Genomic DNA, 16,280 nt, shown 5'->3' on the forward strand with positions numbered 1-16,280 from the left:
TAGATAATTTTATATGGCTAAAAGATTAGAATTTCTTAAATTAAATTTATTGTTCCGAGCTCTTATGCAAGTCATGGAGGAGAAATTTCATAATTCCATTACATTGTACCTTTTTGTGATTTAATCATAGTATATATTAATTAAATATATTATCATAAAGGTTTTATACCATTAAGGTTTATATGCACTTAAAAGGCAGTATGCACTCCTGCACAAACCGCCTTTTAAGTATTAATGGATTATATTATTTTCTTCTATTAACAAGAGCTACTACTCTGTTCATCTCATTGTTAACTATCATATATCCTTCATCAACGCCCATACCTGGTTTTGCAAGACATTGGTCTGCTCCACAAGCTATTGCTATATTAGTTGTAACTTCTGATGATCTGTTAGTTTCGTTACAAGTTCCTCCGCAGTATGCTCCTATTCCATTTTTCTTACAGTATAGAATTGATTCTATAACATTGTTTACTCCGCCTAAATCTGGAGTTTTTATTTGAAGCATATGTCCTGATTTGTTATCAGCAAAGAATTTAACGTCGTTATATGTATTACACCATTCATCTGCAACTAATTCTACGTTTATTCCTCTCTTGTCTATTTCTGCTGTTAAGTCTCTTAAAGCTTCCATTTGTTTTTGTCTATCCTCTACGTCCATTGGTCCTTCTATTCTTAATTTAAATGGTTTTGCAGCTTCTCCTAATTTTTCTAGGTAATTAGCCATTTTATCAGTGTCATAATCAAAAGCCACTCCTATTGTTCCATATACATCTATGTGGAATACTGGTGAATAACATTCACAAGTTCTTAGTTTTTGTACTCTTTCACTTAACCATTTAACATATTCTAATAATTTTGATCCATCTTTTCCTAATTTTTCTTCTACGTTGTTTATTAAAGCATGAGGCATTACTTCAGCGCCTTTTATTATCATTTTGTCTGCATTGTCATATCTATCGTCACCTGATTGAGTGAATATAGGAATTCTCTTTATGTCAACTCCTGTGTTGTATTCATCTCTAACAACTTCTGCCATAGTAACTTTTTTAGCTTTTGCTACACCATCAAGTAATGCTTGAGTTATTCCATATCTTATAGCAGTATGTAATCTTTTTCCGTTTACTTGCATTTTATCAAATTCTTCTGCTAATGATTTGAAGCTATCTAATTCTCTTCCTATTAGCTTTGGAGCTATTTCTTTTTCTATAACTGGAATAAAGTCTTTAGCTAAGAATAATGGATCTCTTCCGCCTGCTCCTGAATATTGAACTGCAGCACAATCTCCAAAAGCCACTTGACCATCTTCAAGTACTAACATTACTGATATAGATTCTCCTGCTTGTCTTACAGATTTAAATCCTTCAGTTACTGGCTCACCTACATATGTGAATCCATCATGTTTAGCTCCTTTTTTTATAGCTCTTTGGTCATCAAAATAAAATCCTGTTTTTCCTTCAGAACATATTACATCAATAATTTTCATAGTTTTTCACCTGTCCCCTTTTCAAGTTTTAAACGTATATAATAAATTGTTTTTAATACTCCATTATAAACTATTTTCCTTAACATATACTATATAAATTCTAAATTCGAACATTAAATTTAATTTATTTATAAAACTAAAATTATCTAACTTAATATTTATTTAAACTATTTTTGAGGTCTTCCTACAAGTACTCCCCTACTTACAGCGAATATATCGTCTACTGTCATCTTAAAGCTTACTGGTCTTCCTTCAAATTTAGCTCTTTCTTCTAATTTTCTTCTATTTATTTCTCTTATTTCTTCAGTTACTGGTAGATTTCCAAAATTCAAATATCTTACAGCACCATTATTGTCTCTAGCTGGCATCATTTTTCCTGCATTATATTTGCTTGGAGCAAATGGTATATCTATAACTCCTGCTTCAAAAGCTTTAACTGCTCCTATAGCTAAATCTCCATTACCTAATTCAAAAGTTTTATCCATCATACATTTTGTTTCAGCCTTTATAAGAGCTATTTCCTCTTGTAATTCTTTTGACATTGGAAGTCTTTGACCTCTTAGTAAGTTCAATGTCATCTTAGTGGCTCTTATACCCTGAGCATTAGCTTCTTTAGTTGGAACTCCTATAGCTTCATGTGGAGTCTTAACAATTACCTTTGTTGCTCCTGCAAGAGCTGCTGTAGCTGAGCCTGTAGATATAACTCCAAACGCTTTAGCTTCATCTTGTGGGAATCCTCCCATCCATTGATGGAATACTGTAGTTACATATACATCATGATATCCATATTCTCTTAAGTATTCTTCCATTTGTGATTCTAGTGCTCTTATAGCAGCTACGTCTTGAACTATGTTACCACATTGTCCATATCCAACAGTAATATTTTTAACTCCCTGCTCTGCTGCTAATAATCCTTCTATTATAGCAACTGTGTTTGAAGTACTTGGTGGTACTAAAGTTCCTGTTAAAGGTCCAAATGGCTCTCTATTTATAGTTATTCCTTGCTCAGCATAAAAACCAACTAATCTGTCACAATATTGCCAGTCTCTTATAGTTCTGTCTAGTGGAACATTTTTAGCATAAGGAACATTATATGATATTCCACCACCTTCATTAGAAGTCCATCCACCTGCATGAATTATTTCTGAAAGCAATCTAGCATCTGGTGTACCGTGTCTTGCTTCTAGTGGTAAATTTACTGCCTCATAGATTTTTCTACATCCATGCACACCATGGTTTACTCCTGGGAATCCATTAAGTAGAGATCTTCCTGCTTTTCTACTTTCTTGTATACCAATTTCACACTCATCATATCTATTTTGTCTTGTATAACTATCTATAGTTGATGGAAGTAAATCAGCTCCACCTTCATTTTGTAGGTGTGTTAATAATTCTATGTGTTCATTTATTAAAGCAACTCCTGCTCTTGGTTGAGCTAATGTAACGCCTTCTTCTTTAGCTTTTTTTAGTTTAAAAGAGAAATTTTTATGCTCTGGAACTTTCTTAAGGTAGTCAACTGCTTCTTTAAGGTCAACTTCTTTACCTGTAGGCCATTGACTTAAAACCTCTTCTCTCATTTTGAAAAATTCTTCTTCAGTCCACTTTTTATTTTTTATATTCATTCTTATTCCCCCTGAATATTAAACTTCTACTAAATATTTTTTCATAATTCTTACAGCCATATCTGGAAGTTCTTGTGCTAAAAGACCCATAGATGATAATATGTATGTCTTATCAATTAAAAACTTAGGATTTTTAGGCTTTAAAGATTGAGGACTTTCCATGGTAAAAGTACCTGCTTTTAATATTCCTCCTGGGTTTTCACTGTGAATAAGTACTCCCCCAGTTCCTATCATGTACTTAACTTCCATTAAATCCTTTCCTGTTTGAGTAAACACAACACCCATAGGAGAATAAACACTCTCTACTATGCCTGCATGCCTCTCCATAGCTATTTCTGTTGCCACTTTACCCATGGCTTCATCAAACTTTATTTCTTCTTCTGTACACGGAACCATTTTTATGTCTTCAGATCTTTTTTTACAGTTGCCTTCTACATCTATGTTTCTATCTTTATCATTTAAGTAGTTTCTTATTTTCCTTGTACCTGCTGCCTCCCAAAGTGAAACTGCTGAATATCTCATTCCCAAATCTCCTTCAACAGTTCTCTTAGCAACTGGTTCTTCAAGACCTTTCATAGTTACTCCAGATTTAGTTGGTGCTCCTTCAGCTATTGAATGTATATCTGTAGTAGCTCCACCTATATCTACAACTATTAAATCTCCTACACCTTCTTCTTCATCACTGCCTTCACTTAAAACTCTAGCAGCTTTAAGCACTGCCGCAGGTGTAGGCATCAATATACCACTTATGTAATTTTCAGCATTACTCATTCCTTTAGCTTCTACTATTTTATCCATAAATATTTTTCTAATTTCTTCTCTAGCTGGTTCCACATTTAGAACATTTAGTTTAGGCATAACGTTTTCAGTTATTCTGTAATATATATCTGTTCCACTAAACGCCTCTTCTATTTCATCATAAGCAACTTTATTACCTGCCACTACTATTGGAAGCTTTAATCCACTTTTTGCTATCATTCTAGCATTGTGAATTATACAATCCTTATTGCCTCCATCTGTTCCTCCTGCTAAAAGAATTATATCTAATTTAGAATTTCTTATCTCTTCTATTTCTCTAGAAGTTAATTCGTAAGTATATACTTTAAGTACCCTAGCACCTGCTCCAAGTGCTGCCCTTTTAGCTGCTTCTGCTGTTAGCTCTGGTACTAACCCAATAGCTACCATCTTTAATCCGCCTGCTGCTGAAGAACAAGCTAATTTATTAACAAAGTTAACTTCTTTACCTTTTAATGCGTCATTTAGTTTACTATAAGCTTTGTCGAATCCTATCATTATATCGTCTTCAATAGTAGTAATATCTTTTGCTGTGGCTAATATTTCTTCATTTTCAATGTCCACTGCTGTCAACTTAGTATAGGTACTTCCAAAGTCTATAAGTAAATATGCATCCACTGATACCACTCCAATCAACTAATTATCATTTGGCCTAGTTAGCATATTTTTAATTAAGATTAAAATCTTTCTTAATATCTTCTATAGTTATTTCTATATCTGTTCCAGGTGCATAAACTCTGTTAAATCCCATATTTCTGAATCTTTTTTCTACATCATTCCAATCTTGCTTTCCTACAACTATGTTTCCACCAACATATAATTTTATGTCCTTTAATCCAGCTTCATCACATTTTTCTCTAAGTCCTCTACAGTCTATTTCTCCATGACCATAAAGTGATGAAACAAGTATTGCGTCAGCACTAGTTTCTACTGCTGCATTGATAAAATCTTCTTGTGGTGATAAAACTCCAATATTTACAACATTAAAGCCTGATTCTGTCAAGGCGTAATCTATTATTTTGTTTCCTACTGCATGGCAGTCAGAACCAATTACACCTATAACAACTGTTTTCTTCTCCATTTATAAATGCCTCCCACCTTAAATTAGATATCTTTATATTTCAACTCTATAATTTTAGACTTTAAAGCCTTTACAGAGTCGCTGTCTAGGTTATACAAAAATTCAATCATTTCTTTTCCATCTTTATTTAAACTTTTAACCATTTTGTGTCTACCTGGTGATACAATTAGCACTTCACTGTTATCTATTATTTTCCTAATTTCTCCCTCATCTTTAGAGTTAGAGTACGTTATATTAATATTACCTAACCCTGCTCCGTCTAAAGCCCCTTTTACTTTAAACATGAACTCTTCTGATATACATATAAACCCAAACTTTGTGTGTTCAGGATATCTAGCTATTTTAACTATAGTGCCCAAATTAGGATTTATTGCAACCCCAAGCACTTCTTTTCTCTTTTCTCTAGTCAGCTCAATAACTTCATTTACATGATTAAATGTAGCTATAATTATTTGAGCTTGTTCGACTTTCTCCTTCGTATTCTCGTTCATTTCTTTTAAATCATTTATAGTCAATGGCTCCACTCGGACACCAGAAATTTTAGTCAACTGCTTACTAAACATTCTAGCTTGCTCAATATTACATTCTACATAAATGGCAGCTAATTTGCTCATAAGCTCTTTCTTCTCTTTTACTCTCTGCTTTACTAATTCTAAAAAACTATCTGGATCCATTCCTATCTCCATGGACTCCTCTAAACCTAAATCTATGAATTTAATGATTCTGTCTTTTATATTTTGATCTTTCCATGTTACAGCTTCTTCAGCCACAAAAGTCCCTTTGCCTTGATAGGATTTTAAAACACCTTCTTGCTCTAGGTCATTGTATGCAGAACTTACAGTATTTCTACTAACATTCAGCTGTTGAGCCAATTCTCTTTCAGTAGGCATCTTATGCCCAACCTTCAATAGTCCATGTTTTATGGATTCCATTATTTGATTTTTCACCTGTATGTAAAGAGGTACTCCACTTTTTTTATCTATCTTAATTTCTATAACTATCCCTCCCTCTCAACATGGATTAATGGACTAATCCATATTCCATTAATATAATATCATAGGTCATTTTACACATCAACATTTTTTTTAACTATTATATAAATTCAATTTATTTGCATAAAAACAATAGAATAATACTATTATTTTAATGTAGTAGTATATAAGGAGTGAAAATTGCATGAAAAAAAGTAATTTAGTAAATAATATTATTTTAATACTATCTTCTTTATGCTGTATCCTAATAATATTCATATCCTATAGGCTTATTATTTACAATAAGATTCCAAATATAGATATTTCGCCCTATACCGGTGAAATATTAAGAAATAAAAATAATAAGGAATTTAAAAATGCCATAGAAGTTGTATATAAATTAAATGAAATGACGGACAATACTGGTGGACTAAGCAAAGCAGATATTATACTTCAGTACGTTGATTCTCAAAACAAACTTATTTATAAAGGTATTTACTTAAATGAGATTCCTAAAAAAATTCAGTCTTCTTCTGGAAAAAAACTTATGGATATCTCTTACTTACCTAAATTTAATTTTTTAGATTCTCAAGATATAAAATTAAAAAAAAGCAAAAAAGCTAACAATATATTTATAGACTTTAATGAATTCTTTTCGTCTAATTTTTTATATAAGGAAGGTCAATATTATCATCATAATCCTTCTAAAGAGCATATTGATGCTTATTACAATGCTCCTATTCATGTTTCAAACATAATAATTCAAATAGTAAATTCAAAATCTAACAAAGAATTTCCAATTGGCTCTGGAAATGGACTTCTATTTTCTGGTGGGAAAGCCATAGATATTGAATGGAACAAAAACTTAGATTCACCTATAAAAATACAAGATAAAAATGGAAAGGATATTTCATTAATTCGTGGCAGCACCTGGTGGATTATATTAGATGAAAATTCTTCTGTAGTTTATAACTAAAATTTTTTTATTAAACTTCTAATAATTAAATAAATTAGGTGTAGTTAAAATAACTTACACCTAATTTTATGAAGTTTATTGTAAACAAAAACTACTCACTCTCTATTTAATTTCTTTAAATATATTCATTCCTTTTTAAAATTAAAATATTCATCCACAGATTTTGCTATAGATTTAGCTATCTTCTCTTGATATCCTTCATCCTTTAAAAGTTGTTCTTCTCTTTCATTGGATAAAAACCCACATTCAACTATTACAGATGGTATAGTATCGTTGCATCTTAATATCTTATACATGTCTTTTGCATCTTTAGGTTGTCTTTTATTTTCTTTATCCAAATCCTCTATTAAATTTTTTTGTACTATATCAGCCAATTCTTTACTTTCAGTATTCCTAGAATGCCATACCTGTGCCCCGTAATACTTACTTTGTGGAAATTTATTCAAATGAATACTTATAAACATATCACAATTACACTTTTCTTTTATTTCACATCTTTTATTTAAGTCCTCCATTTTCTTACTTCTACTGTTTTCTGAATATAAGCCTTTATCTTCTTCTCTTGTCATTATAACCTTATATCCTTTTTTCTCTAATTTCTCTTTTAATTGCAAACATATGTTTAAGTTTATATGTTTTTCTACAGTACCATTTTTAGATACAGCTCCTCCATCAATTCCTCCATGTCCTGGATCAATTAATACAATTTTTTTCTGTAAATCTCTATTTACTATAAGTGTTTTTCCAAATTGAATATTTGTTAGCACTATTAAAAAAGCACCTAACAATATAACACATATGGTAGATATTAATTTATTATTTTTCACTATTTTTGCCTCCTTTATAGCTCTCATATTATCTATATAAGAAAACAAAAATAAAAATACCTAGCATAATAAAATATGTTAGGTATTTTATATTAATTATTTTCAACATCTAGTATCTCTACTTATACATATTTAAAACCGCTTGTGCTAAATTAGTAGAATGGTCCCCTATTCTTTCAAAATTACTTATTATATCTAAGAATATAGCTCCTCCAGTAGCATTACATACCTCTTCATTAAGTCTCTTTATATGTGATGCTCTTAATTGTTTTTCCATTGAGTCTATTCTTTCTTCTATGCTCAATACATTTTTAGCGGTCTCTATGTCTCTATTTTCTATACTCTCTATACTTCCATTTAGCGCATTTATGATTTCATTATACATACCCTGTAATTCTGCTTCTGCAACTTTTGAGAATTTAATTCCCTTTTGAATTTTTTCACTGGCTAAATCTACAACATTTTCCGCATGATCTCCTATACGTTCTATATCATTTACCATATGGAACATAGATGTTACTATATCTAATTGTTCTTCTGATAACTCTTCTTTAGACAATTTCACTAAGAAAACAGTTATTTCATCCTCTAATAAATTTATTAATTTTTCATTTTTATAAACTTTTTTAACCAAAGTTTCATCGTTATTTTTAAAAGCATCCATAGATATCTGTAAATTATCCTTAGCTTTATTCGCCATTCTTATTAATTCTTTTGTGGTTTGACCAACTGCTATAACAGGTGTCTCTAAAAGTCTATCATCTATGTATTTAGGCTTCATAGGTTCTTTTTCATCTTCACCTGGAATTATTCTATTAACTAATGCTACAAGATATTTTATAAATGGCAACATTATTATGGTGTTAGCAATATTAAATACTGTATGGGCGTTGGCTATTTGCCTCTTAACCACTTCTCCTCCTACAGGTGTTATACTTTTTACAAGTCCTACAAATGGATGAGTAAACGGTAAGAATATCAAAGTTCCTATTAAATTAAAAAATAAATGAATTAGTGCTGCTTTTTTTGCTGTCTTTGAAGTTCCTACACTAGATAATAAAGCAGTTACACATGTACCTATATTATTACCAAATAGTATTGGTACTGCTGCTTCTAGTGGTACCGATCCTGTGGATGCTAATGCAATAAGTATAGCTGTAGTTGCTGAAGAACTCTGTACTACTGCAGTCATTAAGAGTCCTGTAAGCACACCTAAGAATATATTTCCTTTTAATGTTCCCATTAAACTTACAAAAGCCGGTGATGCAGCAATTGGTTCCATTGCTGTTTTCATTAATTCCATTCCTGAAAATAAAATACCAAAACCTAATATAATATTTCCTATTTCTCTACTCTTTTTAGCTTTAGAAAATAATACAATTCCTGCTCCTACTCCTATAAAAATAGGTGCTATGGCATCTAGTTTAAATGCTATTATTTGTGCTGTAATTGTGGTTCCTATGTTAGCTCCCATTATTACCGCTGCTGCTTGATATAAATTCATAAGTCCAGCATTAACAAATCCAACTACCATTACCGTAGTTGCACTACTACTTTGAATTACAGCTGTAACCAAAGCTCCTGTCATAATTCCCTTTACTGGGTTGGAAGTTATTTTTTCGAAAAATACTTTTAACTTTTCTCCAGATGCATTTTCAAGTCCATCACCCATAAGTTTCATGCCATAAAGAAACATTCCAAGTCCACCCATGAGTCCAATAATTATATTGACAATACTCATACTCTACCTCCACTTACTTAATATTAATTTTATATTAATAAGTCATTAAATATTTACACCATTTTAAATAATACTACAAAAATTACGATTTAGTAACAATTTTATTAATTATTTAACATCGATTTAACATTGAACTATAAAACATTTTAAATTATAAATTTTTAATATATGGCTACATATTAAAAATTTTAATATATTATAAGTGTCTTTTTAACTTTTATAATTTAGGCACATTCAAATAAATAACAATTCAGTATGCTAGTCTATTTTGCATCATACTGCGTCAGCAGAACCCACCGATAGTCCTACTAGCGGCGGGTTCTGCTTCCTTGTCTGACACAAAATATACCAGCATCTTCGACTTGCTATTTCTTTTCATGTATCTTATTGCAACAAAAAAAAAGAGAGGTACATACCTCTCTTTCCATATATCCGTATAAAATACTATCTTTTTGAGAATTGTGGAGATCTTCTTGCTTTTTTAAGACCGTATTTCTTTCTTTCTTTCATTCTTGGGTCTCTTGTTATGAATCCAGCTTTCTTAAGTTCTGGTTTTAAGTTTTCATCAACTTTTACCAAAGCTCTTGATATACCATGTCTTATTGCTCCAGCTTGACCTGTAAATCCACCACCATGTACATTAACTAATACATCATATTTTTCTTTTGTTCCTGTTAATACTAGTGGTTGGTTTACTATAACTTTTAAAGTATCTAATCCGAAGTAATCGTCCATATCTCTTTTATTTATAGTTACTTTACCTTCTCCTGGTACAAGTATAACTCTTGCTATTGATTTTTTTCTTCTTCCTGTTCCCAAATATTGAACCTTAGCCATTTCATATCCTCCTTCCGCTTCCAATTAGTATCTTAATTCTAATACTTCTGGTTTTTGAGCTTGATTATCGTGCTCTTCACCTCTGTATACTTTTAATTTAGCTAGCATTTGACGACCTAATGGACCGCTTGGAAGCATTCTTCTAACAGCTTCTTGAAAAACAAATTCTGGTTTTTTAGCTATTGCATCTTTGTATGGTATTTCCTTTAATCCACCTGGATATAATGAGTGGTGTCTTAACATTTTTTGCTCAAGTTTCTTTCCTGTTAAAAGAATCTTGTCAGAATTTAAAACTATTACATAATCTCCTGTATCAACATTAGGAGTATATGTAGGTTTGTTTTTTCCTCTTAATATTGATGCTATTTGGCTAGCAGCTCTACCTAGTGGCTTTCCTGCTACATCTATTACATACCATTTTCTTTCAACTTCTTGCGGTTTTGCAATATATGATTTCATCATTTTCCCTCCCTAAAAAGTCTTCTTGTTGTATTTCGTTCTATCATGAAGATCCGGGGCTAGTGGATCTTATATGCAATACAAACTTCTTATATTATAATACATTCTCCCGGGCGTGTCAACGACTTATATGTGTTATAAATAATTTTTAATAAAAAACTTCTTCAAGACATAATCCACAAGCTGGTACGACTTTTCCTGCTTTTGTTCTATCTTTACTATCTATTATTTTTTTTACATATTCCGGCTCTATTTTTCCTGTTCCAACATCTAATAAAGTACCTACTATTATTCTAACCATATTATATAGAAATCCATCTGCTGAAACAGCTATTTTGATTATGTTTTCTTTTTTATTAATATATAATTCATTTATATTTCTTACAGAACTTTTCACTGAACTGCCTTTTGTTTTAAAAGCTGTAAAGTCATGAGTTCCTATTATATATTTGCATGCATGTTCCATTTTATCTAGTTGCAATTCTCTAGAAAAACTGTACATATAATTTCTATAGATTGCACAGGGTTGTTTTCTATTATAAATAGTATAAATATATTTCTTTCCTTTGCTATTATATCTAGCGTGAAAATCCTCTGAAACTTCTTTAGATTCTAATATAACTATATCTTTAGGCAACCTAGAATTCAATGCTTCCCTAAACTTATCAGATGGCACTGTACTACTTGTAAAGAAATTAGCCACATACTCTTTTGCATGGACTCCTGTATCTGTTCTACTACACCCTATCAACTTTATTTTTTCTTTAGTTAAAGAAGCTATGGCTTCTTCTAGAGTTCCCTGCACCGTTACTCTATCCTTTTGCACTTGCCATCCAAAATAGTTTGTTCCATCATATTCTATCTTAATTCTAATATTTTTCATTACCAAAATCTACTCCACACAGATATAATGACTAAAGCGCACGTCACCACAGCTGCCACCGAATCTCTATAAGTTAATTTTAGCTGTTTCATTCTAGTTCTTCCTTCTCCACCTCTATAACATCTAGCTTCCATTGCCATGGCAAGTTCATCTGCTCTTCTAAAAGAACTTATGAATAAAGGTACTAAAAGTGGTATAAGGTTTTTTGCCTTATCAATTATTCCTCCTGATTCAAAATCAGCCCCTCTTGCCTTCTGAGCTTTCATTATTTTATCAGTTTCATCTATAAGTGTAGGTATAAATCTAAGAGCTATAGTCATCATCATGGCTAACTCATGAGCAGGTAAACCTAATTTTTTAAAAGGATTTAATAATTTTTCTATTCCATCTGTAAGCTGTATAGGTGAAGTAGTTAAAGTTAATAGTGATGTACCTATTATTAAAAGTACTAACCTTATTATCATAAAAGCAGCCAACCTTAATCCTTCACTATAAATCTTTATAAATTTCCACGCAAATAAAGGTTCTCCAGAACCTCTGGTCATGAATACATTTAATATAGCAGTGATCAATAAAAGTATAAAAATTGGTTTTATACTTTTGTATATATAGTTAAAAGAGATTTTAGATATAACTATAGCGCCTAATATAAAAGCCACTACGAATATATATCCTTTAAAATTCTTTACTATAAATAAGTCTATTATAAATATAAAAGATATTAAAATTTTTACTCTTGGATCCAATTTGTGCACAAAAGATTCTCCAGGTATGTATTGTCCAATACTGATATCCTTAATCATTTTCAGCACCTCTCAATACTCTAAGAATTTCTCTTTTAGCCTGATCTATGGTAAAGACTTCATCTGATACATCCATACCCTTTTCTCTAAGTTTTAGCATTAAATAGGTCACCTGTGGAGCTGCTAATCCTACTTTTTCTAGGACTTCTACATTTTTAAAAACTTCACTTGGTTTTCCATCTAAAATATTTTTACCTTTGTGCATAACAATAATTCTTTCTGCAACCTTAGCTACATCTTCCATACTGTGAGATACTAAAATTATCGTCATTTTATATTCCCTATGAAGAGCAATTATTTGACTAAGAATTTCTTCTCTACCTTTTGGATCTAATCCAGCTGTTGGTTCGTCCAATATAAGCACTTTAGGCTCCATAGCCACAACTCCTGCTATAGCTACTCTTCTCTTTTGCCCACCACTTAATTCAAATGGCGACTTATTTCTATAAATTTCATATTCTAAACCTACCATTTTCATAGCTCTTTTTACTCTAATTTCTATTTCTTTTTCATCTAACTTTAGATTCTTAGGTCCAAAAGCAATATCCTTTTCAATAGTTTCTTCAAAAAGCTGATATTCAGGATATTGAAACACAAGTCCTACTTTCTTTCTTATAAGACTCAATTTAATATCCTTACTTGTTATATCTATATCATCTACTAGTATTTTTCCACTAGACGGTTTTAATAGTCCATTTATATGTTGAACCAAAGTGGACTTTCCTGAACCTGTATGACCAATTAAGGCTAAAAATTCACCATCGTTTATTTCTAATGAGACATCATCTAAAGCTTTCTTTTCAAAAGGGCTATTGGGCATATATATATGTGTTAAATTCTCTATTTTAATTGACATAATCTACTCACCATCTCATTTATCGTTAATATATTAGTGTCTATGTTTATGCCACTCTTTTTCAATTCATAAGCCAATTCTGTTACCTGCGGAACATCAAGTCCTACTCTTTTCATGGTAGAAACATCACTAAAAATTTGGACTGGAGTACCTTCCTTTATTACTTTTCCTTCATCCATTATAATTACTCTATCTGCTTCTACTGCTTCTTCCATATAATGCGTTATTAATACTATTGTTATTCCATAATTCTTATTTATATCTTTTATTGTATTTATGACTTCTTTTCTTCCTGATGGATCTAACATAGCAGTGGGTTCGTCAAATATTATACACTTTGGACTCATAGCTAATATACCTGCTATAGCAACTCTCTGCTTTTGACCACCAGATAAAAGATGTGGTGCATGATTTCTATAATCATACATGTCTACTTTTTTTAAAGCCTCTTCTACTCGTCTTCTTATTTCTTCCGGTTTTATTCCTATATTTTCTGGACCAAAAGCCACATCATCTTCCACAATAGTGGCTACTAATTGATTGTCTGGATTTTGAAAAACCATTCCTGCTGTATTTCTTATTTTCCACAAAAAATTTTCGTCTTCTGTGTCCATACCACTCACATACACTTTGCCACTAGTAGGTAATAACAAGGCATTCATATGTTTTGCTAATGTGGACTTTCCCGAACCATTATGACCTAAAACAACTAAGAACTCGCCCTCTTCTATATTTAAATTCACTCCATTTATAGCTAGTTTTTTTATATTTTCATCACTACTTGCAGAATACTCAAAAGTTAAATTTTTACATTCAATCATATTAGCTTCCATTTCATGACTCCTTATCATTAGAGCTTATCTACTTATTTATATATGTAATTATTCCTTTATATAGCAAAAGAGGGACTAAGCATTAAGAAACTTAATCCCTTATTTTATATTAAACTAGCTCTAGAATTACTACTTCTGCAGCGTCTCCTCTTCTTGGTCCTACTTTGTATATTCTTGTGTATCCACCATTTCTTTCAGTATACTTTGGTGCAATATCACTGAATAACTTTTCAACTACTTCTTTTTCTTGTACGAAAGCAGCTACTTGTCTTCTAGCATGTAGATCTCCTCTTTTAGCTAGAGTTATCATTTTTTCTGCTAGTTTTTTAGTTTCTTTAGCTCTTGTTTCAGTTGTTTCTATTTTTTCATTCTTTAAAAAGCTAGTAACTAAGTTTCTTAGCATTGCTCTTCTATGATCAGTTGGACGTCCCAACTTACGATATCCTGCCATGTCTTTACCTCCTTACTCTTCGCTCTGTTTTAACTTCAAGCCTAAATCGTCTAATTTCTTCTGAACTTCTTCTAATGACTTCTTACCTAGATTTCTAACTTTCATCATATCATCCATGGTTCTTTCAGTTAGCTCTTGCACTGTATTTATACCAGCTCTCTTCAAGCAGTTATAACTTCTTACAGATAAATCAAGCTCTTCTATAGTCATTTCAAGAACTTTTTCTTTTTTATCTTCTTCTTTTTCAACCATTATCTCCATGTCATCAGCATGATCTGTTAATGACATAAATAATTTAAAATGTTCTATAAGTATTTTGGCTGAAAGACTTATTGCTTCTTCTGGTCTTATAGTACCATTAGTCCACAATTCTATAGTCAACTTATCATAGTCAGTGATTTGGCCTACTCTTGTATTTTCTACAGTGTAATTAACTCTCTTTACAGGAGTGTATATTGAATCAACAGGAATAGTTGCTATAGGCAAATCTAATGATTTGTTTTTATTTTGAGACACATAGCCTCTTCCCCTATCAACATTAATCTCCATATGCAATCTTCCATTTTCATCTAAAGTTGCAATATATAGATCCTTATTAACTACTTCTACTGAACCATCAGTAATAATATCATCACCAGTAACCACACCTGGTCCTTTAGCATCAATATAAACTGTTTTTGGTCCATCTCCTGTCATCTTGAAAGCTAATCCTTTTATATTTAAGATTAGCTCTGTAACATCTTCCTTTACTCCTTTTACTGTTGAAAACTCATGTAGAACCTCATCGATTTTAACTGAGGTAGCAGCAACTCCTGGTAAGGAAGATAAAAGTATTCTCCTAAAGGAATTGCCAAGTGTAATACCATAACCTCTTTCTAATGGCTCTACAACAAATTTACCATAGACATTATCTTCAGAAATTTCCACGCACTCTATTTTTGGCTTTTCTATCTCTAACACTAGATAAACCCTCCTTTTTCTTTTAATAACGACCTTATATTGAGGGCAACTGATTTTACACGCATTTACAACCTATTATTTGCTGTATAACTCAACGATTAATGTTTCATTTACTGGTACATCAATATCTTCTCTTGATGGAATAGCAACAACTTTTCCTTCTAGTTTTTCAGCATTAGCTTCTAACCATTTTGGTAAAGTTTTTGGGTTTTCAGCAAAAGTTTTGAATTTCTCAGTTCCTTTGCTCTTCTCACGTACAGATATAACATCATTTGCTGATACTATGTATGATGGAATATCTACTTTCTTACCATTAACTAAGAAATGTCCATGAGTAACTAAAAGTCTAGCTTCTTTTCTTGAGCCAGCAAAACCTAATCTAAATACTACGTTGTCTAATCTGCTTTCAAGGATTACTAGTAAGTTTTCACCAGTGATTCCTCTCATTTTTTCAGCCTTTTCATATGTAATTCTGAATTGGCTTTCTAAAACACCATAGATTCTCTTTGCCTTTTGTTTCTCTCTTAATTGAACTCCATAGTTAGATAATTTCTTTCTACTTTGTCCATGCTGTCCTGGCGCATAGCTTCTTTTAGTGAATGGACACTTATCTGTATAACATTTATCTGATTTTAAGAATAACTTCATTCCTTCTCTTCTGCAAAGTTTGCAAGAAGCTCCAGTATATCTTGCCATTTA

Annotated in this window: 17 protein-coding genes; 1 reads left to right on the forward strand and 16 read right to left on the reverse strand. The window is 31.5% G+C overall.

The features are described 5' to 3' along the window. Nucleotides 1–244: 244 nt before the first annotated feature. The 5 genes from C1715_RS02690 to C1715_RS02710 all read right to left on the reverse strand — a co-directional run bounded on the left by C1715_RS02690 (nt 245) and on the right by C1715_RS02710 (nt 5,931). Complete coding sequence (locus tag C1715_RS02690; protein WP_102399131.1) at nt 245–1,486, reverse strand: methylaspartate ammonia-lyase; 1,242 nt, start codon at nt 1,484–1,486, stop codon at nt 245–247. A 167-nt stretch (nt 1,487–1,653) separates the two neighbouring features. Beyond that, complete coding sequence (locus C1715_RS02695) at nt 1,654–3,108, reverse strand: methylaspartate mutase subunit E (protein WP_102399132.1); 1,455 nt, start codon at nt 3,106–3,108, stop codon at nt 1,654–1,656. 18 nt (nt 3,109–3,126) lie between these two features. Further along, the gene (gene glmL, locus C1715_RS02700) at nt 3,127–4,521 is read right to left on the reverse strand and encodes a methylaspartate mutase accessory protein GlmL (RefSeq protein WP_102399133.1); all 1,395 of its coding nucleotides are present in this window, start codon (nt 4,519–4,521) and stop codon (nt 3,127–3,129) included. 49 nt (nt 4,522–4,570) lie between these two features. Beyond that, nucleotides 4,571–4,984, reverse strand: a complete 414-nt coding sequence (glmS, locus tag C1715_RS02705; RefSeq protein WP_102399134.1) for a methylaspartate mutase subunit S — start codon at nt 4,982–4,984, stop codon at nt 4,571–4,573. 23 nt (nt 4,985–5,007) lie between these two features. Further along, nucleotides 5,008–5,931 (reverse strand): GntR family transcriptional regulator, encoded by a 924-nt coding sequence (locus tag C1715_RS02710; RefSeq protein ID WP_242971875.1) that lies wholly within the window; start codon nt 5,929–5,931, stop codon nt 5,008–5,010. A 229-nt stretch (nt 5,932–6,160) separates the two neighbouring features. Between C1715_RS02710 and C1715_RS02715 the strand changes: the two genes are divergently transcribed. Then, a complete protein-coding gene (locus tag C1715_RS02715) occupies nt 6,161–6,931 on the forward strand; it encodes a DUF3048 C-terminal domain-containing protein (RefSeq protein ID WP_102399136.1) in 771 nt (256 codons plus the stop codon). Nucleotides 6,932–7,056: 125 nt separating this feature from the next. On the opposite strand, the gene cwlD is transcribed toward C1715_RS02715, so the two are convergent. The 11 genes from cwlD to rpsD all read right to left on the reverse strand — a co-directional run bounded on the left by cwlD (nt 7,057) and on the right by rpsD (nt 16,277). After that, entirely contained in the window at nt 7,057–7,761 is a 705-nt protein-coding gene (gene cwlD, locus C1715_RS02720) for an N-acetylmuramoyl-L-alanine amidase CwlD (RefSeq protein ID WP_242971879.1), read from the reverse strand. Nucleotides 7,762–7,876: 115 nt separating this feature from the next. Further along, entirely contained in the window at nt 7,877–9,499 is a 1,623-nt protein-coding gene (locus tag C1715_RS02725) for a Na/Pi cotransporter family protein (RefSeq protein WP_102399137.1), read from the reverse strand. A 444-nt stretch (nt 9,500–9,943) separates the two neighbouring features. Next, a complete protein-coding gene (gene rpsI, locus C1715_RS02730) occupies nt 9,944–10,336 on the reverse strand; it encodes a 30S ribosomal protein S9 (protein WP_102399138.1) in 393 nt (130 codons plus the stop codon). Between the two features lie 24 nt (nt 10,337–10,360). After that, complete coding sequence (rplM, locus tag C1715_RS02735) at nt 10,361–10,795, reverse strand: 50S ribosomal protein L13 (protein WP_102399139.1); 435 nt, start codon at nt 10,793–10,795, stop codon at nt 10,361–10,363. A 148-nt stretch (nt 10,796–10,943) separates the two neighbouring features. Further along, nucleotides 10,944–11,678: a tRNA pseudouridine(38-40) synthase TruA gene (gene truA, locus C1715_RS02740; RefSeq protein WP_102399140.1), complete on the reverse strand. Its 735-nt coding sequence runs from the start codon at nt 11,676–11,678 to the stop codon at nt 10,944–10,946. After that, the gene (locus C1715_RS02745) at nt 11,678–12,481 is read right to left on the reverse strand and encodes an energy-coupling factor transporter transmembrane component T family protein (RefSeq protein ID WP_102399141.1); all 804 of its coding nucleotides are present in this window, start codon (nt 12,479–12,481) and stop codon (nt 11,678–11,680) included. The genes truA and C1715_RS02745 overlap by 1 nt, the downstream gene beginning before the upstream one ends. Next, nucleotides 12,474–13,337 (reverse strand): energy-coupling factor transporter ATPase, encoded by an 864-nt coding sequence (locus C1715_RS02750; RefSeq protein WP_102399142.1) that lies wholly within the window; start codon nt 13,335–13,337, stop codon nt 12,474–12,476. The genes C1715_RS02745 and C1715_RS02750 overlap by 8 nt, the downstream gene beginning before the upstream one ends. Then, on the reverse strand, nt 13,322–14,170 hold the full coding sequence (locus C1715_RS02755) for an energy-coupling factor transporter ATPase (protein WP_102399143.1): 849 nt from the start codon (nt 14,168–14,170) through the stop codon (nt 13,322–13,324). The genes C1715_RS02750 and C1715_RS02755 overlap by 16 nt, the downstream gene beginning before the upstream one ends. A gap of 109 nt (nt 14,171–14,279) precedes the next feature. Continuing rightward, complete coding sequence (gene rplQ / locus C1715_RS02760; RefSeq protein WP_102399144.1) at nt 14,280–14,621, reverse strand: 50S ribosomal protein L17; 342 nt, start codon at nt 14,619–14,621, stop codon at nt 14,280–14,282. A gap of 12 nt (nt 14,622–14,633) precedes the next feature. Next, nucleotides 14,634–15,581, reverse strand: a complete 948-nt coding sequence (locus C1715_RS02765) for a DNA-directed RNA polymerase subunit alpha (RefSeq protein ID WP_102399145.1) — start codon at nt 15,579–15,581, stop codon at nt 14,634–14,636. Nucleotides 15,582–15,656: 75 nt separating this feature from the next. Then, on the reverse strand, nt 15,657–16,277 hold the full coding sequence (gene rpsD / locus C1715_RS02770; protein WP_102399146.1) for a 30S ribosomal protein S4: 621 nt from the start codon (nt 16,275–16,277) through the stop codon (nt 15,657–15,659). Nucleotides 16,278–16,280: the final 3 nt, after the last annotated feature.

The organism is Haloimpatiens massiliensis, assembly GCF_900184255.1.
GTDB lineage: Bacteria > Bacillota > Clostridia > Clostridiales > Clostridiaceae > Haloimpatiens > Haloimpatiens massiliensis.